The following is a 24,695-nucleotide window of genomic DNA, read 5'->3' on the forward strand; positions in this document are numbered from 1 at the left end:
CGGTGGAGGGGAAACGGGTGGCGGGAGCGGCGCGACGGCGCGACGGGCACATCGCCCAGGAGCGGATGCTCGAAGAGGCCATGGCGGTCATCGCCGAGCACGGCCTCGCCGCGCTCACCATGTCGGCGCTGGCCGAGCGGCTGGACACCAGCGGCGGCCACATCCTGTACTACTTCGGCAGCAAGGACCGGCTGCTGCTGGAGGCGCTGCGCTGGAGCGAGACCGACCTCACCGGGGAGCGCCGGCTTCTGCTCGCCCGCCGGACGACGGCGGAGCGCAAGCTGGACCAGTTCCTGGAGCTCTACCTGCCGCGCGGGCCGCGCGACCCGCGCTGGATGCTGTGGATCGAGCTCTGGGCCCGTACGCCCGCGAACGAAGACCTGCGCCGGGCCCAGGAGGAGATGGACCGCGCCTGGCAGGAGGACCTGGAGGCGCTGCTCACCAGGGGCGTGGCGCGCTCACGCTTCGCGCCGATGGACATACCGGCGCATGCCTCCGAGCTGTTGGCGCTGCTGGACGGGCTGAGCACGCGGGTCGTGCTGGGCCAGCGCGGCAGCGACCGCCGCCAGGCGCTGACGGCGGCGAGGTCGGCGGCCGGCCGGCTCATCCCCCGGACCACCGGGTGAGTCAGTAACCGGTCGGGCGCACCAGTCCCGTCTCGTACGCGAACACCGCGGCCTGGGTCCGGTCGCGCAGGCCCAGCTTGACCAGGATGCGGCTCACATGGGTCTTCACGGTCTGCTCCGCCACCACCAGCCGCCCGGCGATCTCCGCGTTCGACAGACCTTGCGCGATCAGGGACAGGACTTCGGTCTCGCGTTCCGTCAGGTCGCCGACGCGGTCCTTGAGCGGGGCCCGGGGCGCGTCGGTCAGCCGGGAGAACTCGGCTATCAGGCGCTTGGTGATGTTCGGGGCGAGCAGGGCGTCGCCGGCCGCCACCACCCTGACCGCCTGGGCGAGTTCGGCGGCGGAGGCGTCCTTGAGGAGGAACCCGGAGGCGCCGGCGCGCAGCGCCTCGTACACGTACTCGTCGAGGTCGAAGGTGGTCAGGACGAGGACCTTGACGGTGGCGCCGGCCGGTTCGGTGATGCGCCGGGTCGCGTCGATGCCGCCGAGCACCGGCATCCGGATGTCCATCAGGACGACGTCCGGGGCGAGTTCGGCGACCTTGGCGACCGCGTCGAGGCCGTCCACTGCCTGACCGACGACCTCGATGCCGGGTTCGGCGTTGAGCAGGACCGTGAAGCCCTGACGGACCATCATCTGGTCGTCGGCGATCAGCACGCGGATGGTCATGGACTGCCCTCCAGGGGAAGCGTCGCCAGTACTTCGTAACCGCCGCCGGGGGCAGGTCCGTTGGCGAACTCACCGCCCAGCATGGTGGTGCGTTCACGCATGCCGAGGAGACCGTGGCCGACGCCCTGCGAGGGCTCGGCCGGCCTCTTGGGCGCGGTGTTGGTCACCCGGACGGTGAGTCCGGCCGCGTGGTAGCCGATCTCCACCCGCGCCCGCGCTCCGGGCGCGTGCCGCATGACGTTGCTGAGCGCCTCCTGCACGATACGGAACGCCGAGAGCTCGACGCCGGGCGGCAGGGCGTACGGCTCTCCGGTGGTCACGGTGGTGACCCTGAGCCCGGCGCCGCGCACATTGCCGACCATCTCGTCCAGTTGGTCGAGGGTGGGCTGCGGAGCGTGCCGTACCTCCTGCGACACGGCGTCCTCGGAGCGCAGTACACCTAGCACCCGGCGCAGTTCGGTGAGCGCGCCGACGGCGTTCTCCCGTATGCCCGCGAGGTTCTCCTTGAGCTCGTCGGACGGGTTCTCGACCAGGTGGGGGGCGACCTGCGCCTGGATGGAGATGACCGACATGTGGTGGGCGACGACGTCGTGCAGCTCACGGGCGATCCGGTTGCGCTCCTCCAGGAGGGTGCGCCGGGACCGTTCCTCGGCAGTGATTTCTTCCTGTACGACCAGTTCCGTGCGGGCCACCTGGCGACCGCGCAGCGAGCCGCCGACCACCACGGCGGCGGTGAGGATTCCGGCGGCGCGGCCGACGCCGGAGAAGGGGCCGAGGGGAATGAGCGCGCTGCAGACCAGACCCGCCAGGAGGCTGATCGTCAGGGCCTCGACCGCGACGCGGGGCCGGACCCGCAACGCCAGCATGAAGAGCACGCCGGCCTGCGCGGCGATCCCGGCGCCCGTCCAGGGGAACAGCGGGTCCCAGGGGAACTGTGAGCCCGTGAGCCCCGGACCGACGCCGGGGCCGGTCCAGGGGAGCAACTCGTCCTGGGCGAACTGCGAGCCCGAGAGCCACGCGACGACGACCATGGTGATGGTCACCGCCCACCACGCCGGCAGCGGCCGGAACGCCGAGACGACGAGCGCCACCGACTGGGCCCCGGCGAGCCACAGGGCGTACCTGGTGCCCACTCCGTGGCCCCAGTCGGAGGCGAGATCGTTCACGCCGACCACGGCGAGGACTGCCGCGCACATCACCAACAGCAGCACGATGACCGGCTGCCAGACCAGCCAGCCGGGCCGTCCGCTGCGCGGCAGCGGGGCGGCGGCACCGGTCCACAGGTCCTCGCGCAGGTTGCGCGGCACCGCCCGCACAGCCTTCACCAGCCGCCGGTCCCCCATGCTCTCCCCCTTCACAAGATCCACCCTAGGCACTCCGCACCGCCGCGTCTCGGGCGGGCTGACTCTCGTACACGACCCGGCTGGTCTTTCGCGGCCGCGGCCGACCGTGTTCGTACGTATGGAACGCCGCCCAGCACACCCCCAACGCACCCGCGAACACCGGCAGCCAGGCCAGCCGGGCGAGCACCCAGCGGGGGCCGTCGGGGACGGTGTGCAGGCCGGGCAGGGCGTCGCCCGCGAGGAGGCCGGTCGCGGTGACCGCCATCATCGCCGTCTGGTGCCAGAGGAAGACCGTCATCGCGGAGAGATTGACCAGCGCCACCGCCGCCCAGGCGCCGGGCCGCGCGAGCGCCCGGCGCAGCGGGCCGAGCAGCAGCATCGCCGCGCCGCACTGGGCGAGGCCGAAGGTGACGGCGGCGAGGGTGGGCGGGTTGAGGTTGGAGATCGCGGCGCCGGGCACCCCGACCATGGACGCCGGGTAGCCGGCGAACAGGACCAGGAGCGTGGTGGCGACCGCGCCCCCGGCCAGCAGCACCCAGCCGGTCGTGCGGCCCCTCAGGCCGCCCCGCACCCAGGCCGCGCCCAGGCAGTACGGGACCAGCCAGCCGGCCGCCACATTGGTCCAGCCGAGCCAGGCGGGCCCGCCCAGGCCGAACCGGGCCAGGTCGACGTGGAGGACGACGGCGAGCGGCCACAGCGGGTGCAGCTTCGCCACCAGCGGGGTCGCCGCCGTCAACGCCGCGAAGACCAGCAGGAACCAGAGCGGGGACAGCACCAGCTTCAGCAGCGCGCGTACGGTCTCCGGACCCGCCCCGGACACGAGCATCACGCCGGCCGCCACCGCCCACACCACCAGCACCGCGGCGACCGGCCTGCTCAGCCGGGCGGTCCGGGCGCCGAGCCACTGCCGGTACGTCGCACCCCGGGCGCGGCCGGCGGCGTAACTCTTCGCGCCCACCAGCCCGCCCACCAGGAAGAAGACCGCCAGCGTCTGGAACAGCCAGGAGACAAAGGTGAGTTGGGGCAGGTAATGCAGCGGGCTGGTGGCGCGGACCGTACCGCTGTCCGTGACCAGGGCCGTCACCAGCCAGTGGCCGAGCACCACGCCGAGGATGGCGAGGGCGCGCAGCGCGTCGACGGCGCGGTCACGGCCGGGCGGAGTGGCCGAGTCGATCCGGCGGACGAGGTCACGCATGACGGTCCTCCTCGGCAGGGGTCTGTCCGGAGACGATCCGGGCGATGTTCTCCAGGGGTACGGAACCGGGCCTCAGGTAGTCGCTGTGGCCACCTTCGCCCGCCGCGAAGACCCGGGCGCCGAACTCGCGCGACACCGGATCGACACCCAACCCGACGGTGACGAAAGGGAGTCGGAGCTGTGTGTGCGGTACGCAGGCGACCCAGTCGCCGGCGCCCCGGCCGGCCCAGACGGTCGCGCGAGTACGCAGCGCGGCGGCGTTGTCGCCGCCCGCGCCGGGGCTGCCGTACAGGACTATGTCCTCGACGTTCGCGACTTCTGGCCCGGCGGCGGCCCGGCCGCAGACCACGGAGCCGTAGGAGTGGCACAGGAGGGAGGTACGGGTGGCGGGCCTGGCCACCGCCAGCTCCGCCACGAACCGGCGCAGGGCGGGGGCGGCGTCGTCGGCGCGGCCGGGTGTCGTCACTTCGGGGCTCACCGTGCCCGGTGTCTTGTAGCCGAGCCAGGCGACGACGGCGGACCGGCCGCCCAGCTCCCGCTGGAGCGCGGTGGCGCCGGCCCGGAGGCGCCCGTACCGGTCGAGGCTGGTGTCCGAGCCCGGGACCAGTACGGCGATCCGCTCGGCCCGGGACAGGTCGCCGAAGACCTCGGCGGTGCGGCCGCCGTCGCGGCCGTCGAAGGAGAGGAAGTGGCGCGCGGGGTCCGCCATGGCGCGCAGCGCGGCGGCCCGCCGATGATCGCCGTGGCCGCTGGCCGTCCGCCCGGCGGCCCGGATGCCGTCCCGGTTGGCGGCGTACCGCTCGGCGAGGGCCGCCGGGGTGGCGGCCCTCAGCGGGGCCAGGATGGCCGGGGCGGGCGCCGGGACAGCCGACGGGCGGGCCGCACCCGACACCGGCACGGCCACCGAGGCGATGACGAGTGCGGCGAACAGGGCGCGGCGCGGGCGGCTGGTGCGCGGGCGGGACGACATGGCGGATGGTGGTCCTTCCTTACCGGATCTTTCTCGTGCTTCCGGTAAGGAAGTTATGGATCACGCCTTGTGGTCGGCGTCCCGCCTGGGAGGGCACCTTGCGCGTAGCTCCGAAGTACTACAAGTAGGGCCCCGGGCCCGTCAGTGCGCGTTCTCCGTCGGGCGGAGGTCCTTGGGGATCTTCGCCCAGGTGAGCGCCGCCGCCGCGAGGGGCAGCGCCGCCGCCAGCAGGAAGGTCGGTGTCATGCCCGCCGTGAAGGCCGCGGAGACCTTTTCGAGCAGTTGGGCGCCGGCCGGACCGCCGGTCTGCCCGGCCAGGTGCGCCGCCTCACCCACGGAGTCGCGCACGGCAGCCGTCGCCGCGCCGTCCAGGCCGAGTTCGGGCAGGTGCGCCCGGTACAGGGCCGAGGCCACGCTGCCCAGGATGGCGACGCCCATCGCCGCACCGAGTTCGTAGCAGGTCTCCTCGATGGCGGCGGCGCCACTGACGTCGCGCGCCGGGGCCGAGGCCATCAGAGTCACCGAGGCGACCGTGGTGGCGATGCCGACGCCGCAGCCGAGCACGGCCAGCGCGAAGGCGACGGACGGGTAGCCGAGGGTGCCGGTCTGCTGGAAGACCCAGGGCAGCGCGAGGCCCGCGGTCATCATCAGCAGTCCGCCGCCGAGCACGTGGCGGATCGGGAGCCGGTGCATCAGGGCAGGCGTCACGAGCGAGGTGATGACCAGGCCGAGGGGTGCGGGAAGCAGCCGGATGCCGGCCTCCAGCGGGGTGTAGCCCTCGCCGTACTGGAACCACTGGGTGATCAGGAACAGCGCCGAACCCAGCGCGATCATCCCGAGGAAGATCGCGGCGGCGGCGATGCTGAACGGCCGGCTCGCGAACAGCCGTACCTGCAACAGCGGCTGCGCGAGCCTGAGCTGGCGGCGTACGAACACGGTCAGCGCGACCGCGGCCAGGACCAGCAGCGCCCAGGCGACCGGGTCGGCCGGGCCGCCCTTGCCGAGCTGCTTGATGCCGCCGGCGAGGGCGAGCATGCCGACGATCGACTGCCCGACGCCCCACCAGTCCCAGCGCCCCTCCCTCGGCTGACGCGATTCGGGCAGCAGCCAGAGGCCGAACGCGATGACGGCCAACGCGACGGGAATGTTCAGCAGGAACGCCGACTGCCAGCCGTTCTTCTCGACGAGCAGACCGCCCACGACCGGGCCGAGCGCCATGCCGCCGCCGAAGACCGCGGCCCAGACCGCGTAGGCGAAGGCGCGCTCGCGGGCCTCGGTGAAGACGTGCCGCAGGATCGACAGGGTCGACGGCATGATGGCCGCGCCGCCGACGCCGAGCAGCGCCCGGGCGGCGATGACCTGCCACGGCGCGGTGGCGAACACGGCGATCAGCGAGGCGAGCGCGAAGACGCCGAAGCCGATGAGCAGCAGGCGCTTGCGCCCCCAGCGGTCGCCGAGCGCGCCCGCGGTGACCAGTACACCGGACAGGGCGAGCGCGTACACGTCGATGATCCACAGCTGCTGCACGGAGCTGGGCTGCAGGTCGGCGACAAGGGACGGGAAGGCGACGTTGAGGATCGTGGTGTCCATCGCGATCAGCAGCAGGCTGCCGGAGAGGATCGTGAGGACGGCCCAGCGCCGGGGATCGAGCTGAGCCCGGGTGTCTTGCCGGGCGGGGGCGGGGTGCATTGGGTTCCTGTTCGGGTCGTGCCGGAGAGTGCCTGGTGACACCACTTGGTCTCGCTTGAGACATCAGTGTCTCAAATAAGACGCCAATGCGCACGCTCATTCTCCTGGCGAAACCCTATGCACCATTTCATCCCTTACGTTCCGATCGGCGCGGGTGCGGTGGACACGTCAGGGGGCTCGACGGGGTTCGCGCTGTGCCGCAGGAAGCATCTGCGAAGCCGGGAAGCCCGCCGCCGGCCCGTCCCGCCCCGGAGCCCCCGGACCACCCCGAAAGCGCTGCCGGGACGCACGGAAGGGGCGCGCTCCCGATCGCAAAGCAATCACCTGATCGGGTGCCTGACCTCTTCCGGGTGATCGAACGCCGGATAACAGACGGGCGACCCGGGCGCCCATTGGTGGCGGGCGCCGAAATCGAATCTCCGCGCGAGAGTTCGCCCGGCGCCTCCCGTAACGCCCCTTTGATCAGGTGCGTTGTCCGACCGCCAGCCCGCGTGCACCGCGATCCAGGAGGAACCATGCATCCCGTACCCTCTCCCGTTCATGTCGTCGGCCGACATTTCGCGTTCGAGTGCGGCCCCACCGCACTCACCCGGCACGTGCGCCTGGTTGACGCGACGGACGCCCACCCCAGGAGGCCGCGTTGAGCGCCTCGGTTCCCGCGCAGAAACAGGGCAAGCCGCGGCCGTCGGCGCCGCCCGAGCTCAGCTACAACGGGCGCGTCCACGGAAACGCCATGCAGGACGCCACGCTGTGGGAAATGGCGCGGCGCATCCCGGGAGCGCTCGGCCAGACCTTCCGGCTCGCCTGGTCGGTGGACCGGCGCATGGTCGTCACCGTCCTGGTGTGCCAGCTCATGTCGGGGATCGGTACGGCCGCGATGCTCACCGCGGTCGCCCGCGCCATGGGTCCGCTCTTCGGTTCCGACGACGCCAGGGCCGGGCTTCATGAGGCGCGCCCGGCGCTGGTGGTCGCGGCGGTCGCGCTGGCGGTCGGAGCGCTGTCGTGGATCCTTGCCGACTGGGCTACGCGCCGCCTCAACCCCCAGGTGGCGTCCGCGGCCGATCTGACCATGGTGGACCTCCACATGAAGGTCGAGCTGTCGACGTACGACCAGGAGGGTTTCACCGACCGGAGCCAGGCCGCCGAGATCGGTGCGCTGCGGGCCGTGGACATCGCCGAGGACGCCAAGACGCTGACGAACGGCTTCGTGCAGCTCGTCTCCGCCGCCTCCGTCCTCACCGTGCTGCATCCGCTTCTGCTCGTGGTGCTGATGCTGTCGGTCGTCCCGCGCGGCCTGGGTGGCGTGATCGCCGCCCGTATCGACTACCGGGTGTTCGACGCGTCCGTCTCCGCGCGCAATGTGCGGGGGATGATGCGCTGGTACCTCACCACGCCGACGCTCGCCGACGAGCTGCGCGCCAACACCATGCGCCCGTACCTGCACTTCTGGTACCGCACCATGTGCGACCGCATCGAGGGGAAGGCGCTCGCGGCGGCGCCGCAGTACCTGCGCGTCAACCTCGCCGCCGCGGCGCTGAGCGGCGTGTTCATCGTGGGCATGTGGGCCTCGCTCGCGGGGCTGGTGCTGTCGGGGCGGATGGGGCTCGCCATCGCCGGCACCGCGATCGTGGCCTCGCAGACCGCAGGCCGCGCGCTCAACTCGATCGTCAGGTACGGGGCGGCCATGTTCCACCACGGTCTCTATTTGGACGACTACCACCAGTTCCTGGCCCAGGCGCGCGAGACGACGACCCGGCGCGGCACAGTCACTGTCCGGGCCCCGGCGGAAATCCGGCTCGACGAGGCGTCGTTCACGTACCCGAAGAAGACCGCACCGGCGTTGCACCCGGTGTCACTCACCCTCCGCCGGGGAGAAGTGGTCGCGCTGGTCGGCGAGAACGGCGCCGGCAAGTCCACGCTCGTGCGCCTGCTGACCGGGCTCACCCTGCCGACCGGCGGCCGCGTGCTGTGGGACGCCACCGATCTGGCCGCGGCGGACGCCGAATCGGTGTGGGGCCACATCGGGCTGGTACCGCAGGCGAACGGACACTGGCCGCTCGCGGTACGGGAGAACATCACCCTCGGCCAGCCGCGCCATCACGGCGACGAGCTGGTCTGGGAGGCTGCCGAACAGGTCGGCATGAGCGAGGCGGTGGCCGGATTCCCCGACCGGATGGACACGTTGCTCGCGCGGTCGCTGTGGGGCGGTCACGAGCTGTCCGGCGGTCAGTGGCAGCGGCTCGCGTGCGGGCGCGCCCTGTACCGGCGGCCGAGTTTCCTCATCCTGGACGAGCCCACGAGCGAGATGGACGCCCGCGGTGAACACCAGATCTTCAACGCGCTGCGGGAGATGGCGCCGGGCCGCATCACCCTCGTCGTCACCCACCGGCTTGAGAACGTCCGCATGGCGGACCGGATCCTCGTACTCGACAAGGGCCGCATTCGGGAGGAGGGCAGCTTCGACCAGCTGGCGCACGCCGAAGGGGGCCTGTTCGCGGAGCTGTACGCCCTGTCTCAGGACCGCTGACTCCACTCGCCCCTGCTGATCGCGCAAACGTGGACCCGACGCCCGCACGTCGGGTCCACGGACTCGCGTTCCGGGCGCGGCCGTCATCGGCGCGATGTCGTCTTCGCACCGGCGGTGAAGGGCGGCGCCGGCTGGCGCAGTTTGGACGGGGGCGGCATAGAATGACCGAATGATCTTCATTGTTGTCAAGTTTCCCGTGAAGCCCGAGCACGCCGACGAGTGGCCCCAGCACGTGGAGGCCTTCACCAAGGCCACCAGGGGCGAGCCGGGCAACCTGTGGTTCGAGTGGTCGCGCAGCGTCGAGGATCCGAACACGTATGTCCTGGTCGAGGCGTTCCAGGACGACGCGGCCGCGGCGCATGTCAACTCCAGCCACTTCCAGGCCGCTTTGGACACGATGCGTCCCCTGGTGAGCCGTACGCCCGACATCGTCAGCACGAACATCGAAGGCGCCGACGGGTGGAGCGCCATGGGTGAACTCGAAATCGACTGATCAGGGAGTGTGCTCCATGTCGAACATCCTCTTCGTAGTGACCGGCGCCGACCACTGGACCCTGGCCGACGGCACCCGCCACCCCACCGGCTTCTGGGCCGAGGAGGTCGTCGCCCCTTACGAGGTGTTCACCGGCGCGGGCCACGAGGTCGTGGTCGCCACCCCGGGCGGCGTCGTGCCGACCGTGGACCGGGCCAGTCTCGCCCCGGAGGTCAACGGCGGCCCCGACGGCGCCGACCGGGTCGTACGGGCCCTCGCGTCCTTCAGCGGGCTTCAGCAGCCGCTGAAGCTGGAGGAAGTGGATCCGGCCGACTACGACGCCGTCTTCTACCCCGGCGGCCACGGCCCGATGGAAGACCTGGCGGTCGACGCCGTCTCCGGCAGGCTGCTCGCCGACGCGCTCGCCTCGGGCAAGCCGCTGGGCGTCGTGTGCCACGCGCCCGCCGCGCTGCTGGCAGCGCGGAACCCCGACGGCAGCTCGCCGTTCGCGGGCTACCGGCTGACCGGCTTCACCAACGCCGAGGAGACCCAGGCCGGTCTCGCGGACAAGGCGAAGTGGCTGCTCCAGGACCGCCTCGTGGAACTCGGCGCCGACTTCCGCGAGAGCGAGCCCTGGGCGCCGTACACGGTCGTGGACCGCAATCTGCACACCGGGCAGAATCCGGCATCGTCCGGCCCGTTGGCCGAGGAGATGCTCAAGACGCTGGGCTGAGGGGCGTCACGCCAGCTGGCGGCGGACCAGTTCGTGCAGCCGGCCGCCCGTGTCGGCGAGGAGCTGGGCGGGCGGTCCCTGTTCGACGATCCTGCCGTCCGCCATGACGATCACACGGTCGGCGTCCATGACCGTGGACAAGCGGTGGGCGATCACGAGGCGGCCGGCGCTCAGCCTCCGTGTGCTCTCCATGACGATGCGCTGCGTCTCGTTGTCCAGCGCGCTGGTGGCCTCGTCGAAGAAGAGGATGCGTGGGCGGCGTACCAGCGCCTGAGCGATCATCAGGCGCTGCCGCTGCCCGCCCGAGATCGCGCCGCCGCCGGAGATCATCGTGTGCAGCCCCATCGGCATGCGCCTGATGTCCTCGGCCAGACCGGCCATCTCGGCGGCCTCCCACACCTCTTCCTGGGTGAAGACCTCGGCGCCGCTGATGCAGTCCAGGATCGATCCGGTCAGCGGCTGCGCGTTCTGCAGGACCACGCCGCACTGACGGCGTACGGCGGCCTGGTCGAGCGCCGCCAGGTCCTGGCCGTCGTACAGCACACTGCCCGAGAGGGGCCTGTCGAAGCCGATGAGCAGCCGCAGCAGGGTCGACTTGCCGCAGCCGCTGGGGCCGACGATCGCCACGAACTCGCCCGGCCGCACTTCGAGTGACACGTCGTCGAGGACCAGGGGCCCGTCGTCGGTGTAGCGGAACGTAAGCTTCCGGGCTTCGATACCGCCGGACAGGGCACCCGGCTGGGCGCTGGAGCCGCGTACCTCCGGAGCCTCGTCCAGCACCGGCTTGATCTGCTCGAACATGGGCAGTACGGCGGCCACCGAGATGAGCGCGCCGCTGAGCTGGGTGACCGACGTCAGCAGCATGGTGACCGCCGTGCTGAAGGTCAGGAAGGCGCCGGCCGACATGCTGCCGCGGGCGGGCCCCGCCAGCAACATGAACATGATGAGGGAGCAGAGCGGCAGATAGATGGCGTCCAGGACCGTGGTCAGGTTCTTGATGCGGCCCGCGCGCTGCTGCATCTCCCGGGTGCGCGCGAACTCGCGGGCCCACGCGGCGTACGCGAAACTCTCCGCCGCCGCGACCCGCAGTTTGGGCAGTCCCCGCAGGGTCTGGAACGCCTGGTTGTTGAGCTTGTTGCCCAGCTCGACCAGCTTCCGCTGCCAGCGCACCTGCCACAGGCCCATCCCGAGGAACACGCCGCCGATGACGACCAGCATGGCGATCGCCGCGAGCGCCAGCGGCACGCTGAAGAAGAACAGCAGCGCCACGTTCATCACGCCGACCGTGCTCGCCTGTACGGCCACCGGCCCCAGCCCGGACAGCACCCTGCGGATGGCGCTGATGCCCATCGCGGCGCTCGCGAGCTCTCCGGTCGACCGCTCGGTGAAGAACTTCGTCGGCAGCCGCAGCAGCCGGTCCCAGACAGCGGGCTGGAGCGTGGCCTCGATGCGGCCTTCCATCCGGAGAATGGTGAGGTTCTGCAGCAGCATGAAGGACGCGGTGACGATGCTGGTGATCATGACGGCCAGGGAGACCTGGACGATGAGGCCGGTCTCGGCGTTCGGTACGTACACGCCGAGCACCTGGCCGGTCGCGATCGGGACGAGGCCGCCGAGGCCGACCGTCACCAGACCGCTGAGGAGCAGGTTCCGCAGGTCGAGCCGGGTGCCCTGGAGGCTGAAGCGCAGCAGGCGCCACGGGGTCATGGGCCGTTCCGGCAGGGGGCGGTAGAACATGACCGCGCGCGGCTCGAAGTCGTCCGCGTTGTCCTTGCCGATACGTATCCGCATGCCCGAGGCCGGGTTGACCGCCTCGTACCGTCCGCGGCGCCACAGCAGCGCGACGGGGGCTCCGGACTTGGCCCGGTGACCGACCAGCGGCCCGGAGTCGGCCCGCCACCAGCGCCCGTCGAGCCGGATGTCGCGGGTGCGGACGCGGGAGCCCAGCGCGATGCGCTCGACGGGGGTGACGCGGTCGTTGACCGCGCCGCCCTTCGGCGGCTCGGTGAGCGTGATCCCGGCGGCCTCCGCGACCCGTCGGCAGACCGCGAAGGTGGCGTCGTCGGTGGCGCGGTCCGTGCCCTGCGCGCCCCGCCCGGAGCGGTCGGGGCGGCCGATGGAGGCGACCAGGGCCTGGTCCGCCCGCGCGCGGACGGCGGCACCCGCCTTGATCCCGGCGGCCGTACGGTCCTCGTGGGCGCGCTCCAGCTCCTCGATCCAGTGGTCGACGGCGGACAGCAGGCGGTACTGCTGGTTCACCAGCTGCTGCCACATCGCCGTTTCGATCAGCAGGTCGCCCGCGGCGTCCGCGCTGTAGGAGGCGCCGTACTGCACGCTGCCGGGCGACACCGGCATCCACAGCACGTCGTCGTCGGTCACGGGGCCGTCGATGTCGGGCCGGCCGTCCAGCGGCGCCTGGAACAGCACGCCCAGGCTGCGCCCGATACCGAGCGCGAAAGCGTGGTCGAGCGGACTCTCGTACGCCGCGTAGGAATCGGTGTAGGGGTCGTTGTACGGATCGGCGTAGCCATCGGCGTACCCCGGCGGCCGGTACAGCTCCCGCAGCGGGATCCGCCGCAGCAGGCAGTCCTGCGACGGCCTGCCGAGCAGCGTGTGCTGCGGCCCTTCGACCGGGCCGAGCAGCAGCGCGCCCGCTTCGAGACGGCCGAGGAAGTGCCAGTGCCCCTGCTGGACGGCGTCGACCGCGAACAGGTCCAGGGCGCCGCCCACGACGAGCCACAGCACCTGCGGCCCCTCCAGCGGCAGGCTGCGCAGACCGGCGCAGTCGACGGGCGCGCCGAGGCCGCCCAGCGCGTAGGTCACCGTGTCGAGTCCGGCGGGGGTCCCCTCCATGGAGCCGCCCGCGTGCGGATGTACGGACGACATGTCAGTGCTCCTTGACCAGGTCGGCGTACGCTCCGCCGGTCGCGACCAGGTCCTCGTGGCGGCCGCGTTCCACGACCGAGCCGTGGTCGAGTACGACGATCTCGTCACTGTCGCGCACCGTGCTCAGCCGGTGGGCGATGACGACGCAGGCACAGCCGCGCCGCCGCAGATTGTCGATGATGATCCGCTCGGTCTCCGCGTCCAGGGCGCTCGTCACCTCGTCGAGTACGAGAATGCTCGGCCGCCTGACCAGCGCGCGGGCGATCTCCAGTCGCTGCCGCTGCCCGCCGGAGAAGTTGCGGCCGTCCTGCTCGACGCGGCTGTGGATGCCGTCGGGGCGCCGCGCGATCACGTCGTACAGCGCGGCGTCCTGGAGGGCGGCGACGACGGCCTCGTCCGGAATCGAGGGGTCCCACAGCGCCACGTTGTCCCGGACCGTGCCCTCGAAGAGGAAGACGTCCTGGTCGACGAAGGAGACGGAGGCGGCCAGCGCGCTGCGGGAGATGTCCTCCAGTCGCTGCCCGTCGATCCGGATCGCCCCCTCCCAGGGGGTGTAGAGACCTGAGATCAGCCTCGACACGGTCGACTTTCCGCTGCCCGACCCGCCGACGAGGGCGACCTGCTGCCCGGGTCCGACCGCCAGCGAGAACCCGGTGAGCAGCGGTTTGTCCAGAGGGCTGTAGCCGAAGGTGATGTCCTCGAGCGTCACATGGCCCGTGAGCCTGCGGGTGCTCTCGTCCGGCTCGCGGCGCGAGTACAGCACATCGACCGGGAAGCTCTCGACGTCCTTGAGCCTGGCCACGTCGGCGGCGAAGTCCTGGATGCGCCCCGCCACACCGTTGAGGCGGCTGATCGGCGCGGTGAAGCGCGCCACGAGCGCCTGGAAGGCGACGAGCAGACCGATCGAGATGTGCCCCTCCACGGCCCGCAGTCCGCCGATCCACAGGATGAGCGCGCTGTTGAGGGTGGCGAGGGTCGGCGCGACGACGGCGAGGAACGCGCTGGGTACGCCGAGCCGCTGCTGCACGTCCAGTGTGGTCGCGTGCTGCCCCGCCCAGCGGCGGAAGAAACCGTTCTCGCCGCCGGTGGCCTTCATCGTCTCGATGAGCTGAAGGCCGGTGTACGACGTGTTGGTCAGCCGGGCGCTGTCCGCGCGCAGCTTCTGCGTGTGCGTGGCCCGCAGCCGGATCACGATCCGCATCGCGACCACGTTGAGCAGCGCGACAATGACTCCGACAAAGGTCAGCTGGGGGTCGTACGTCCACATCAGGAAGGCGTAGAGGATCACGACCACCCCGTCCACCCCGGCAGCGGCGAGATCGCGCGCCAGCGTCTCGGCGACGGCGTCGTTGGACTGCAGACGCTGCACGAGATCGGCCGGGCTGCGCTGCGCGAAGAAGGTGACGGGCAGCCTCAGCAGGTGGCGCAGGAACCGGGCGCTGCTCAGCGTGGAGGAGATGATGCGTCCGCGCAGCAGGTTCGCCTGTTGCAGACCGGTCAGTACGGCGGTGAGCGCCACCATCGCGGCCATCGACGCGAAGAGCGGCCCCAGCATCGACGTCTGCCGGCCGATCAGGAACATGTCGATGTACGTACGGCTCAGGGCGGGCACCGCCGCGCCGACGGCGACCAGCAGCAGGCTGGCGAACAGTGCGGCAAGCAGGGTGCCCGTGGTCCCGCGCATCCGCGCCGGGACGGCGCTCATGACGCCGGGTTTACGGCCGCCGCGGCGGAAGGACTCGGAGGGTTCGAAGACGAGGACGACGCCGGTGAAGCTGGTGTCGAAGTCCTCCGTCGCCACGAAACGGCGGCCCTTGTCGGGATCGTTGACGTGGACGCCCCGGCGGCCGAACCTGCGCCCCATGCCGTCGTAGACGACGTAGTGGTTGAACTCCCAGAAGAGGATGGCGGGTGCCTGTACCTCGGCGAGCGCCGTCGCCTCCATCTGCATGCCCTTGGCCTGCAGGCCGTAACTGCGCGCGGCCTTCAGCAGGTTGCTGGCCCGCGAGCCGTCGCGCGAGACCCCGCACGCGATGCGGAGTTCCTCGAGCGGCACATGGCGGCCGTAGTGGGCGAGCACCATGGCCAGCGCGGCGGCGCCGCATTCCACGGCCTCCATCTGGAGGACCGTGGGCGTACGGACGGCCTTGCGCTTCTTGACCTGGACGGGCTTCGCACGGCGGCGCCCGCCCGCCGGGGTCTCCGGGCGGTGTCTGCGGCGGCCCGCCGGCGGCAACTGCGGCTGCGGCGGCGCCGCGGAATCGTTCGGTGCGGTCACGGAAGCAGCCAATCGATCGGATGCTGCTCGGCGAGGTGGATGGCGCCGGTGGCGAGGGTCATGGACTCGACGGCGTACGGCGGTCCCTGCGAAGTCGACCACGAGTAGCCCGACTTGGAGGCGGGCGACCGGTCCAGCCGGACAAGTACGGAAACGGGCTGGCCCTGCTTCGAGAACTCCTCGCCGAGCTGGCCGCTGCCGAGAAAGCCGGTGATCCGCTGTTGGGTCTGGGCGGTCCTGCCGACGGATTCGACCCGGCCGCGCAGTACGCCGTACTGCTGCGTCGCGACCGACTGGACGGTCAGGTCGACGGCGGCGCCGACGGGCACGGTGGAGCCGCGCTCGGCCGGTACGTACAGCATGGCCATGAGGGGGTCGTTCGCGTTCTTCACCCGTTCCACCGCCGCCACGTCCGCTCCGGTGGTCACCACGGAGCCGATGGCGGCGACGAGAGTCGTCAGCCGGCCTGCGGCGATGGTGCGTACGACGGTGTCGCCCTGGGCCGTACGGACCTTCAGCAGCGGGGCGTTGGCGGCGACGCGCTCGCCTTCCTCGGCGAGTACGGCGGTGACCTGGCCGGCGACGGGGCTCTGCAGGACGTAACTGCCCTGGGCGTGGGTGAGGATGCCGGGGGCGCCGAGCGTGGACGACACGGTGCCGGTCACGGCCCAGACGGCCGAGGCGATCATGACGACGACCGTGACGGTCAGAACAAGCCAGCCCTGGGGACGGGCGAATCGCACCGGCAGATCAATTTCTTCGGGCGATTGCAGCTTGGAAAGCGCCTGTTGGCGAAACTGCACGACACTCTTCCCTCAACCGCAATGGTCCGACTGCGTGGTCCGACTGCGATGGTCCGGCTGCAATGGTCTGTCAGGTATTCGGGCGGCCGTACGCCCCGGACCCTGGGTGGATCCGGGGGCGTACGGCCCGGCCGGTCGGCAAGGAGGGGACGCCGACGGGCCGTGGTCACCGCTGGTGACCGGTGCCGCTCGGCGGCACAGGCGAAATCAGACGCCGGCGACCGTGGCGGTGGCGAGGCCCGTGACGGCGCCGGTGTTGAGGCCGGTGACGCCCTCGACCGTGCCGACGACGGAGCCCACGGTGCCCGAGACGGGGACGACGGAGTTGAGGACGCCCGTGGCGTTGCCGACCACGCCGCCGAGGAGGCCGCCGGACACGTTGTCCAGGTCGTTGTCGGAGATTTCCTGGGTCGCAACCTGGGAGAAGTTCATGATGCGAGTTTCCCTTCGCGGTGAATATTCGAAATAACCGGGACCGGCCCTGACGGATAGGCCCTCAGTGCGAAGGATCAAAGCACGTAAGCGCGTTGGGCATCCAGTCGGGACATTGCGGATCCGGGCACATCTCTCCGTGGAATTACCGCGACGTGCACGTCCGTCCATGACTTGGTGACAGCTTCTTCACGGGATCGCCCGACGTGAATACCGGGCGCCCGGAGCCTTCGTGACGCCGAATAGGACATTACCCATCAGACGGGCATAGCCGCAGGTCAGATCCGGTGGAGCTATTGGGAGACGGTGTGCCGTCTGCACATTCGATGTGCAGATTCGCTGGTGTGACACGGCCATTACGGAACGCCACCCGGCCATCGAGGGGAGAAAGCGAGCGACTTCCGGCGACTTCCCGTCGGAAGGGGGCTGCCTAGGTCATCAGCGACATGGGTATGAAACCGGGCATGGAGCTGTCCGAAGTCACCTACCAGGACCCCGACGACGATTCCGGCGAGGCCGCCATGCGTACATACGCACGACGGGCCTGCGAACTGACCGGCATGGACCCGGAGTACGGCGTGCCCGCGCTCGCCACGATCGCGCTGCGCGAGTCCGCGTCCAACCACCCCCGCTGGCGGGTGAACACCACCGACTCCAACGCGCACGGCCCGGAGGTGGCCGACGGGCACCCGCGCAACTGCTCGCGCGGCGCCACGCAGTGCATCCCACCGACTTTCGCGGAGTACCACCAGGAGGGCACCGCCACCACGCCCTACGACGTGGTGGCCTGCATGTGCGCCACGATCAACTACGTACGCGCGAGGTACGGCGTCAATCAGTCCGGATCCAACTTCGCCGAACGGGTCCAGCAGGCCGACCCGAGCCGGCCACCAAGGGGGTACTGAGCGACCGAGCCGGCCCGGTCACACCTTCCGGGCCACCACCAGGCGCCAGTTGGGGCTCCCGTCGTCACGCCGGCCGAACTCCTCCAGGGGTTCCAGCCGCACCTGGAACCCGGCCCTGACCAGGTCGTCCCTTACACCCTCCAGCGGGAACGTCCGGTAGTACATGACGAACCGCGGCCGCCACAGCGCGTTGCGTACGCGCATGACGGAGTCGAAGCCGAGCAGCGTCCAGTACAGCCGCGAACCGACCGGCTGGGGCGCACCGATGGGGAACGTGAAGAGTCCGCCCGGCCGCAGCGCCCGGTGGACTCCGGCGAACAGCGCGGGCCGCTCGGCGGGCAGGAAATGGCCGAACGCCCCGAAACTCACCGCCAGGTCGAATTCCCGCGCGAACGGCAGGGCGCGCGCGTCGGCCCGCACCCACTCCACGGCGGGCATCTCACCGTCGTCGAACGCTTCCTGGGCGGCGGCGAGCATCCCGGCGCTGAAGTCCACTCCGGTGACCCGCTCCCGGCACAGCGGGCGCAGGACGCGCGTGCCCGCCCCGGTTCCGCAGCAGACGTCGAGCCCCGCACCGAACGGGCCGAGCGGCTCCAGGGCGCCTGCGACCGCGTCCAGGAACCGGTCGGGGGTGCGGAAGGGGGTGTGGTCAAACTTCGGGGCCAGCAGGTCGTAGCCGCGCTCGATGGAGGAGAGCGCCTGCACGGTCAGCTCGCGGAAGGTGGGTCCCTGGGAGGTGAACACGGACCCCAGGGTAGCCAGCGCCACATTCCGGCTCCTCCCACCCATTGACCAAAATGGGCTATGGCGCGTTAATTGACACGTAAAGGGCAGATAAGGGCTTTCTAAGTGGAGGCAGCCTGTCATGACCACTCACACCAGCATCGAGCAACACCCCGACGTCGCCGAGATGCGCTCCCGGTTCGAGCGGGCGACCACGACTCCACGCGCCCAGGCGATCGAGACACTGGCCCTCCTCACGGGTGTGTACCTCGCGGCGTCCCCGTGGATAGCCGGGTTCAACGGCCTCACCACCCTGGCCGTGTGCAACCTGATCACCGGTGTCGCGTACGCCCTGTGCATGGGCGGGTTCGGCTCGGCGTACGAGCGGACCCACTCCATGGCCTGGGCCGCCACCGCCATCGGCGCATGGACGATCGTCGCTCCGTGGGTCGTGGCAGGCAACGTCGACACCACGCGCAGCGTCGTCAGCAACGTGATCGTCGGTTGCGTGGCCCTGCTGCTCGGCCTGGCCATGGCGGCCATGAACAGCAGCGGCAAGACGTCCGACCGCAGCCGCTCCCGCGGCCGCGGCCGCCGGAACGCGGACGCCGGCACGATGGGCTGACACTCCTCACAGCCCGACAACACCCGGGCCCCGGCCGGTAGCGCGGCCGGGGCCCAGGCATGGCTCGGGAGAAGAGCCCGTCCGGCCGGGCGGGCGGAAACCGGGACCAAAAGATAGAATTCGAACATGGGACAGCGGCCTGTCGCGCCGACCGCGCCCGAGCTCGTCCTCGAAACTGAGGCGGGCTCGACGCTGATGAGTCCGAGCCGGGACTACCACGTCGGGCGCGACCCTCTGAGCGACATCGTCATCGACGACGCCCGTGTGTCATGGCATCACGCGGTGCTTCGGCCCGAAGCGGACCACTGGACGCTGGAGGACGAGCACAGCACCAACGGCACATACGCCGAAGGCAGGCGGATCCACGAGTGGGACGTCGGCCCCGGCAGCGTCATCCGCTTCGGCAGTCCGGCCGACGGTCCACGCGCGGTGCTCCTGGGACATGAACTCCCGCCCGCCGCGCCCGGGCGCCCGTCCGCCGTTTCCATGCCGGCGGCGACCGGCACCTTCCGGCAGCCGACCACCGTACGGCCGCTGCCGGCCCGCACCGTGCGCATCGGCCGCGCCGCCGACAACGACCTGGTCGTCGACGACCTGATCGTCTCGCGCGCCCACGCCGAGCTGCGGGCGCGTTCTGACGGTACGTACGAGATCGCCGACCTCGGCAGTCACAACGGCACCTTCCTCAACGGCCGGCCCGTCACCGTCGCCCGGGTCTCCCCCGGCGACATCGTCGGCATCGGACACTCCGCGTTCTGCCTGGTCGGCGACACGCTGCAGGAGTTCGTCGACACCGGCGAGGTCTCGCTCGACGTACAGGACCTCGCGGTCTCGGTGGACAAGGGCCGCAAGACACTCCTCGACCACGTCACCTTCCCCGTCGGCGAGAAGTGCCTGCTCGCGGTCGTGGGGCCGAGCGGGGCCGGCAAGTCCACCCTGCTCAACGCGCTGACCGGGCTGCGCCCCGCCGACCACGGCACGGTCCTGTACGACGGCCGCGACCTGTACCGGGACTACGCCGAGCTGCGCCAGCGCATCGGACTCGTACCGCAGGACGACATCCTGCACTCCCAGCTGACCGTGCGCCGGGCCCTCGGTTACGCCGCCGAGCTGCGCTTTCCCGAGGACACCGTGAAGAGCGAACGGCGGGAGCGGGTGACCGAGGTCATCCGCGAGCTGGGTCTGGAACAGCGGGCCTCCCAGCCGATCCACAGCCTGTCCGGCGGGCAGCGCAAGCGGGTCAGCGTGGCGCTGGAACTGATGACGAAGCCGTCGCTGCTCTTCCTCGACGAGCCGACCTCAGGGCTCGACCCCGGTATGGACCGCTCGGTCATGCACATGCTGCGCGGCCTCGCCGACGACGGCCGTACGGTCATCGTCGTGACGCACAGCGTGCTGAGCCTGGACGTGTGCGACCGGCTGCTGATGCTGGCGCCCGGCGGAAAGATCGCCTACTACGGGCCACCGGAGGACGCGCTTGCCTTCTTCGGGTTCGAGCAGTGGCCGGAGGCGTTCGAGGCCTTCGAGAACGACCGCGAGCGCGACTGGGCGGGCCAGTACCACCAGTCCCCGTTCCACCGGCAGTACGTCACGCAGGCCACCCGCCAGCCACACCTGCCGCAGGCCCCGGCGCCGGCCGTCGTCGCGCCGCCGGCCCGAACCCGGAGCCGGGGTGCGCAGATGCGGACGCTGGTGCGGCGGTACGCGGCCGCGCTGAGCGCCGACCGGACCTTCCTGGCGATCATGATTGCCCTGCCGTTCGTCATGGGCGCGATGGCGCGCGCCCTGGCCGGCTCGGAACTGACGCAGGACACAGCGATGAACGCGCTGCTCATCCTCTGCGTGGGCGGCGTGCTGACCGGCGCGGCCAACGCGGTGCGTGAGCTGGTCAAGGAACGCGTGATCTACCAGCGGGAACGGGCCGTCGGGCTCTCCAGATCGGCGTACCTGATGTCCAAGGTGGTGGTGCTGGGCACCATCACGATCCTCCAGGCCGTCGTCCTGACCCTGGTCGCCCTCGTCGGCGTCGATCTCGGCGCGCCGGGCGGCGAAGGGGTGCTCATGCCGCCGCTGGTGGAGATCATCGCGGCCGTCGCGATGCTGTCGTTCACCGCGATGATGCTGGGTCTGCTGGTGTCCGCGCTGGTACGCAAGGAGGAGGTCACGATGCCGCTGCTCGTCCTCCTCGCCATCGTCCAGGTCGTGTTCTGCGGAGCGCTGCTGAAGCTGGACGGGGTCGCCGGGGTCGAGCAGCTGGCGTGGCTGGTTCCGTCCCGGTGGGCGCTGGGCGCGATGGCCGGGACGATCGGGCTCGGCCGCATCGTGCCGGGCGAGCTGACGGCCGACCCGCTGTTCGAGCACTCGGCGGGGGTGTGGCTGCTCAACATGGGGATGCTGGTGGTGCTCTCCGCCGTCTTCGGGTACGTCGTCGTGAAGCTGCTGCGGCGGCACGAACCCGCCATCATGCGGAAGTAGGAACGGGGCGCCATGACGACTCCGGACTTCCGCCCCACCCATGTCGTCCCCCAGGACGGGCTGCCCGCCTGGGAGGCGCCGGACGTGTCGCTGCCCACCGAACCGCTCGACCCGCTGCTTCCTGTGCGGCTGATCGGCCGGCGCGGGGACTGGGGGCAGATCCTGTGCGCGAACGGCTGGTCGGCATGGGTCGACGGCCGCCTGCTCGTGTCCGTACCGCAGGAGCCGCCTGCGGCCGGAGCGCCGATGGCCCGTGCGGCGGACCCACGGCCGCTGCTGGCCCGCGTCGAGGAGTCCCTGAGCCAGTACCGGCGAGCGGCGGAGGACCTGACGGCGGGCCGCACGGACGGCGAGGATTTCCGCCGCCGCACACGGGGACTGCGGGTGGGGATGGTGGTCGACGGCGAGGCGGTGTGGCTGTACGACGCGGAGCACGAGCGCTGGATGTACTGCGACGGGACTCGCCTCACGACGTACGCGGCCTCGTCGTCCCCCGGCAACAACCACCCACCGCCCCGCGAACCCACCCAAGTAGCCGCGGCCGCGCAGCCCCCGGCCGACCCGCCAAGTGCCCCGGCCGCGCCTCGGGACCCCACGCAGGTGGTCACCCCCGCCACCCCCGACGACGCCGGAATCCCCACCGGCCCCGACGATGCCCGGGCGGCGCCACAGGAACCGACGCGCGTCGTCGCCCCGCCGGCGAACGACCGGTCACCGGACCCCGGCCGGCCGGTCGGCCACAGCCCCCGCACGCCCGACGACGCCGCGCCACCCGAACCCGAACCCACACGCGTCGTCGACCCACCGGCCACCGGTCCGAGCGGCCGCCCGGACAGCGGTCCGGCCGGGTCACCGGAGCCCACGCGGGCCGGCGATGCGGGGGCGGCGCATCCGGGTGCTGACGGCAGCCCCGACCGCGACCGCGAGGCCACCCGGCTCGCCGGGCACGGTGACGGGGCCCCGCCGCATCCCTCCACCCGGCCCGGTGACGGGTGATGGCGCGCGCGCCGCACGAGACCGGTATGGCCGGAAGGCCGTCCGAGCTGCTCGGAACGCAGATCGCCGACTACCTCGTGGAGAGCGAGATCGGCCGCGGCGGCATGGCCGTCGTCTACCGCGCCAAAGACCTCCGCCTGGACCGTACGGTCGCCCTGAAACTCCTCGCGCCCGAACTCGCGCGCAACGACACCTTCCGCCGGCGGTTCACCCACGAGTCGCGGGTGGCCGCCGCGATCGATCATCCGCACATCGTGCCGGTCTTCGAGGCCGGTGAGACCGACGGCGTCCTCTATATCGCCATGCGTTTCGTAGCCGGTCAGGACCTGCGCCACCTGCTCGACCGCCAGGGGCCGCTGCCGCTGGACACCGCGACCCGGATCGCCGCGCAGGTGGCGTCCGCCCTCGACGCCGCCCACGCGCACGACCTGGTGCACCGGGACGTGAAGCCCGGCAACATCCTGGTCGCGGAGGGGACGGACAGCGACCACCCGGAGCACGTGTACCTCACGGACTTCGGCCTGACGAAGAAGTCGCTCTCGCTGACCGGCTTCACCACCGTCGGCCAGTTCGTCGGCACACTCGACTACGTGGCGCCGGAGCAGATTTCGGGACGCCCGGTGGACGGCAGATGCGATGTGTACAGCCTCGCCTGCGTCGTACACGAAACGATGGCAGGGGGCCCGCCCTTCCAGCGCGACGACGACATGGCGCTGCTGTGGGCCCATCAGTTCGACCCGCCGCCGCCCCTGACCGGGCAGCGCCCGGACCTCCCGGCCGCCGTCGACGGCGTACTGGCGAAGGCGCTCGCCAAGAGCCCGGACGACCGGTACGGCTCCTGCCTGCAGTTCGTGGCCGCGCTGCGCGCCGCGGCGGGCGGACCGGGGCCGGGCAGCCGGCCGCCGACGTGGGCGGACCCGCACCTCGGCAGCGCCCAACGCGGCGCCGAGAGCCCGCCCCCGCCGCCGCGCTGGGCGCTGCCGGTCTTCCCCGGGTACTCCCGGTAGGCCGCGCGGCGCAGCGGTCAGGAGCCCTCCGCCGCGACCTCGCCCCGCCGGTGCACCCGTGCGGCGAGCAGGCTGCCGAGGAACCCCGCGACCAGCCCCCACAGCACGGCGATGCCGAGCGCCGTCCACAGGCGCGGCCGCAGCGAGACCTCCCCGCCGAGGCCGCCACCGACATCGAAGAGATCCGCGATCCCCAGCAGCGACAGCCCCATACGCGCGGTGAGCCGGGCGACCAGACAGACCATCAGCACGGTGAGGGTGAGAGCGACGGCCATGTGTACGGCGTGCTGCCACGCCCGCATCCGCGCGGGTGAGCGGACCGCCATGAGGAACGCGGCGGCCGGCACCAGGACCGCGGCGGCGACCAGCAGCCACCAGGCCCGTCCGTCGTGTTCGGTGAGCGTGCCGAGATTGAGGGTGGAGATGTCGCGCGTACGGAGTACCTGGTCCAGCACCTGCGGCATCGGCAGCCCGAACGGGCCGTCCACCTTCCCCTCCCAGGACGCGCCGAGACCCAGCGTGAGGGCGAGCCAGGCGAGGTTGGGCAGTCCGAGGAGAATCACGGCGAGGGTCTCGGCGCGGTGGCCGTGCGTCACCAGCACGACGAGTGCGAGGACCAGCCCCAGGGCGACGTACGAGAGCAACAGCACGACCATGGCGAAGGCGGCCGGGCGTACGGGCTCCTGAAAGCGCACCAGGCGGGCGGGGAGCGGGGCCCTGCGCGACACGAGGAGGGCGAGGACGAGGAGGCCCGCCAGCCACAGCAGCCCGAAGAAGAGGGTGAGGGGGACGTCGGCCCGGAACCCGATCCGGGGTGCGTCCTCGCCCAGCACATCCTCGAGGAGGCCGCCGGTCGGGTCCTCCAGCGGAATCCTGAAGGTGTACCGCGCGAGCAGCGAGAGGACGAGGAGCGCGAGTACCCACAGGACCGCCAACCGGGCGGCGCGTCCGGCCAGTTCGCGGGTACTGGCGACGGCGCGGTGCCGCAGCGGCCGCAGGAAGCCGGTGGCGATCACCAGGGCCCCGGCGAGGGTCACCGAGAGAGGCAGCACCGAGAGGTCGGCTCTGGTCTCCGCGATCGCCCCGGCGTCGCCCGAGATGTCGAGCGAGCCGCCGGCCGCCATCACCATGACGGCCGCTACGACGCGCGGGAACGCACCCCCCGGCAGGTCGGCAGCGCCCGCGGCCCACAGGCCGAGGGCTGCCGTGACGGCCATGGCCGCCAGGCCGGCGAGCACCGCCACGAGGGCGTCACGCCAGACGTGTACGGCGCGCGCGGCGCGACTGCGGTGGCTGAACTCCTGCTGGCTCACGCTGCCACGCTAAGCACGGGACGGGCA

General features: G+C 71.5%; 20 protein-coding genes. 9 read left to right on the top strand and 11 right to left on the bottom strand.

All coding sequences use genetic code 11. The annotated features are described in order from the left end of the window. Positions 1-17: 17 nt before the first annotated feature. Positions 18-626, top strand: coding sequence for a TetR/AcrR family transcriptional regulator (locus AC1P0E_RS01880; protein WP_482745617.1), 609 nt, complete (start codon positions 18-20; stop codon positions 624-626). 1 nt (position 627) lies between these two features. Here AC1P0E_RS01880 and AC1P0E_RS01885 read toward each other — a convergent pair whose 3' ends face one another. The 5 genes from AC1P0E_RS01885 to AC1P0E_RS01905 all read right to left on the bottom strand — a co-directional run bounded on the left by AC1P0E_RS01885 (position 628) and on the right by AC1P0E_RS01905 (position 6,493). Beyond that, positions 628-1,296, bottom strand: a complete 669-nt coding sequence (locus tag AC1P0E_RS01885; protein WP_482740389.1) for a response regulator — start codon at positions 1,294-1,296, stop codon at positions 628-630. After that, the gene (locus AC1P0E_RS01890) at positions 1,293-2,639 is read right to left on the bottom strand and encodes a sensor histidine kinase (protein ID WP_482740390.1); all 1,347 of its coding nucleotides are present in this window, start codon (positions 2,637-2,639) and stop codon (positions 1,293-1,295) included. Before AC1P0E_RS01890 ends, AC1P0E_RS01885 begins: the two co-directional genes overlap by 4 nt. 25 nt (positions 2,640-2,664) lie before the next feature. Continuing rightward, the gene (locus AC1P0E_RS01895; protein WP_482740391.1) at positions 2,665-3,834 is read right to left on the bottom strand and encodes an acyltransferase family protein; all 1,170 of its coding nucleotides are present in this window, start codon (positions 3,832-3,834) and stop codon (positions 2,665-2,667) included. Continuing rightward, positions 3,827-4,804 carry an alpha/beta hydrolase gene (locus AC1P0E_RS01900; protein WP_482740392.1) on the bottom strand — a complete coding sequence of 326 codons (978 nt, stop codon included), beginning with the start codon at positions 4,802-4,804 and terminating at the stop codon, positions 3,827-3,829. The genes AC1P0E_RS01895 and AC1P0E_RS01900 overlap by 8 nt, the downstream gene beginning before the upstream one ends. 141 nt (positions 4,805-4,945) lie before the next feature. Then, positions 4,946-6,493 carry an MFS transporter gene (locus tag AC1P0E_RS01905; protein ID WP_482740393.1) on the bottom strand — a complete coding sequence of 516 codons (1,548 nt, stop codon included), beginning with the start codon at positions 6,491-6,493 and terminating at the stop codon, positions 4,946-4,948. Positions 6,494-7,226: 733 nt separating this feature from the next. On the opposite strand from AC1P0E_RS01905, the gene AC1P0E_RS01910 reads away from it, so the two are divergent. From AC1P0E_RS01910 to AC1P0E_RS01920, 3 genes are all read left to right on the top strand, one after another. Further along, the gene (locus AC1P0E_RS01910; protein ID WP_482745618.1) at positions 7,227-9,020 is read left to right on the top strand and encodes an ATP-binding cassette domain-containing protein; all 1,794 of its coding nucleotides are present in this window, start codon (positions 7,227-7,229) and stop codon (positions 9,018-9,020) included. A gap of 169 nt (positions 9,021-9,189) precedes the next feature. Beyond that, positions 9,190-9,513: a putative quinol monooxygenase gene (locus AC1P0E_RS01915; RefSeq protein ID WP_482740394.1), complete on the top strand. Its 324-nt coding sequence runs from the start codon at positions 9,190-9,192 to the stop codon at positions 9,511-9,513. Positions 9,514-9,529: 16 nt separating this feature from the next. Continuing rightward, positions 9,530-10,225: a type 1 glutamine amidotransferase domain-containing protein gene (locus AC1P0E_RS01920; RefSeq protein WP_482740395.1), complete on the top strand. Its 696-nt coding sequence runs from the start codon at positions 9,530-9,532 to the stop codon at positions 10,223-10,225. 6 nt (positions 10,226-10,231) lie between these two features. Here AC1P0E_RS01920 and AC1P0E_RS01925 read toward each other — a convergent pair whose 3' ends face one another. From AC1P0E_RS01925 to AC1P0E_RS01940, 4 genes are all read right to left on the bottom strand, one after another. Beyond that, positions 10,232-13,111, bottom strand: a complete 2,880-nt coding sequence (locus tag AC1P0E_RS01925) for an NHLP bacteriocin export ABC transporter permease/ATPase subunit (RefSeq protein WP_482740396.1) — start codon at positions 13,109-13,111, stop codon at positions 10,232-10,234. A gap of 1 nt (position 13,112) precedes the next feature. Next, a complete protein-coding gene (locus AC1P0E_RS01930) occupies positions 13,113-15,389 on the bottom strand; it encodes an NHLP family bacteriocin export ABC transporter peptidase/permease/ATPase subunit (protein WP_482740397.1) in 2,277 nt (758 codons plus the stop codon). Next, positions 15,386-16,192, bottom strand: coding sequence for a hypothetical protein (locus AC1P0E_RS01935; protein WP_482740398.1), 807 nt, complete (start codon positions 16,190-16,192; stop codon positions 15,386-15,388). Before AC1P0E_RS01935 ends, AC1P0E_RS01930 begins: the two co-directional genes overlap by 4 nt. A 207-nt stretch (positions 16,193-16,399) precedes the next feature. Then, complete coding sequence (locus tag AC1P0E_RS01940) at positions 16,400-16,624, bottom strand: type A2 lantipeptide (RefSeq protein WP_482740399.1); 225 nt, start codon at positions 16,622-16,624, stop codon at positions 16,400-16,402. Between the two features lie 464 nt (positions 16,625-17,088). Between AC1P0E_RS01940 and AC1P0E_RS01945 the strand changes: the two genes are divergently transcribed. Further along, positions 17,089-17,529 (top strand): hypothetical protein, encoded by a 441-nt coding sequence (locus tag AC1P0E_RS01945; protein WP_482740400.1) that lies wholly within the window; start codon positions 17,089-17,091, stop codon positions 17,527-17,529. Positions 17,530-17,547: 18 nt separating this feature from the next. Here the strand turns inward: AC1P0E_RS01945 and AC1P0E_RS01950 are convergent, their stop codons facing one another. Next, entirely contained in the window at positions 17,548-18,273 is a 726-nt protein-coding gene (locus AC1P0E_RS01950) for a class I SAM-dependent methyltransferase (protein ID WP_482740401.1), read from the bottom strand. A 121-nt stretch (positions 18,274-18,394) separates the two neighbouring features. Between AC1P0E_RS01950 and AC1P0E_RS01955 the strand changes: the two genes are divergently transcribed. From AC1P0E_RS01955 to AC1P0E_RS01970, 4 genes are all read left to right on the top strand, one after another. Beyond that, on the top strand, positions 18,395-18,877 hold the full coding sequence (locus AC1P0E_RS01955; RefSeq protein ID WP_482740402.1) for an SPW repeat protein: 483 nt from the start codon (positions 18,395-18,397) through the stop codon (positions 18,875-18,877). A 126-nt stretch (positions 18,878-19,003) separates the two neighbouring features. Then, positions 19,004-21,352: an FHA domain-containing protein gene (locus AC1P0E_RS01960; protein WP_482740403.1), complete on the top strand. Its 2,349-nt coding sequence runs from the start codon at positions 19,004-19,006 to the stop codon at positions 21,350-21,352. 12 nt (positions 21,353-21,364) lie between these two features. Beyond that, the gene (locus AC1P0E_RS01965; protein WP_482740404.1) at positions 21,365-22,348 is read left to right on the top strand and encodes an SH3 domain-containing protein; all 984 of its coding nucleotides are present in this window, start codon (positions 21,365-21,367) and stop codon (positions 22,346-22,348) included. Then, complete coding sequence (locus AC1P0E_RS01970) at positions 22,348-23,355, top strand: serine/threonine-protein kinase (protein ID WP_482740405.1); 1,008 nt, start codon at positions 22,348-22,350, stop codon at positions 23,353-23,355. Before AC1P0E_RS01965 ends, AC1P0E_RS01970 begins: the two co-directional genes overlap by 1 nt. A gap of 17 nt (positions 23,356-23,372) precedes the next feature. On the opposite strand, the gene AC1P0E_RS01975 is transcribed toward AC1P0E_RS01970, so the two are convergent. Next, entirely contained in the window at positions 23,373-24,668 is a 1,296-nt protein-coding gene (locus tag AC1P0E_RS01975) for a streptophobe family protein (RefSeq protein WP_482740406.1), read from the bottom strand. Positions 24,669-24,695 lie beyond the last annotated feature (27 nt).

This window comes from Streptomyces sp. TRD_SC_5, assembly GCF_056836825.1.

Coding starts and splice junctions, on each gene's coding strand:
- AC1P0E_RS01945 (WP_482740400.1), top strand. CDS start 17,089: ATGGAGCTGTCCGAAGTCACCTACCAGGACCCCGACGACGATTCCGGC.
- AC1P0E_RS01955 (WP_482740402.1), top strand. CDS start 18,395: ATGACCACTCACACCAGCATCGAGCAACACCCCGACGTCGCCGAGATG.
- AC1P0E_RS01895 (WP_482740391.1), bottom strand. CDS start 3,834: ATGCGTGACCTCGTCCGCCGGATCGACTCGGCCACTCCGCCCGGCCGT.
- AC1P0E_RS01915 (WP_482740394.1), top strand. CDS start 9,190: ATGATCTTCATTGTTGTCAAGTTTCCCGTGAAGCCCGAGCACGCCGAC.
- AC1P0E_RS01970 (WP_482740405.1), top strand. CDS start 22,348: ATGGCGCGCGCGCCGCACGAGACCGGTATGGCCGGAAGGCCGTCCGAG.
- AC1P0E_RS01885 (WP_482740389.1), bottom strand. CDS start 1,296: ATGACCATCCGCGTGCTGATCGCCGACGACCAGATGATGGTCCGTCAG.
- AC1P0E_RS01900 (WP_482740392.1), bottom strand. CDS start 4,804: ATGTCGTCCCGCCCGCGCACCAGCCGCCCGCGCCGCGCCCTGTTCGCC.
- AC1P0E_RS01965 (WP_482740404.1), top strand. CDS start 21,365: ATGACGACTCCGGACTTCCGCCCCACCCATGTCGTCCCCCAGGACGGG.
- AC1P0E_RS01940 (WP_482740399.1), bottom strand. CDS start 16,624: ATGAACTTCTCCCAGGTTGCGACCCAGGAAATCTCCGACAACGACCTG.
- AC1P0E_RS01905 (WP_482740393.1), bottom strand. CDS start 6,493: ATGCACCCCGCCCCCGCCCGGCAAGACACCCGGGCTCAGCTCGATCCC.
- AC1P0E_RS01910 (WP_482745618.1), top strand. CDS start 7,227: ATGCAGGACGCCACGCTGTGGGAAATGGCGCGGCGCATCCCGGGAGCG.
- AC1P0E_RS01925 (WP_482740396.1), bottom strand. CDS start 13,111: ATGTCGTCCGTACATCCGCACGCGGGCGGCTCCATGGAGGGGACCCCC.
- AC1P0E_RS01960 (WP_482740403.1), top strand. CDS start 19,004: ATGGGACAGCGGCCTGTCGCGCCGACCGCGCCCGAGCTCGTCCTCGAA.
- AC1P0E_RS01890 (WP_482740390.1), bottom strand. CDS start 2,639: ATGGGGGACCGGCGGCTGGTGAAGGCTGTGCGGGCGGTGCCGCGCAAC.
- AC1P0E_RS01920 (WP_482740395.1), top strand. CDS start 9,530: ATGTCGAACATCCTCTTCGTAGTGACCGGCGCCGACCACTGGACCCTG.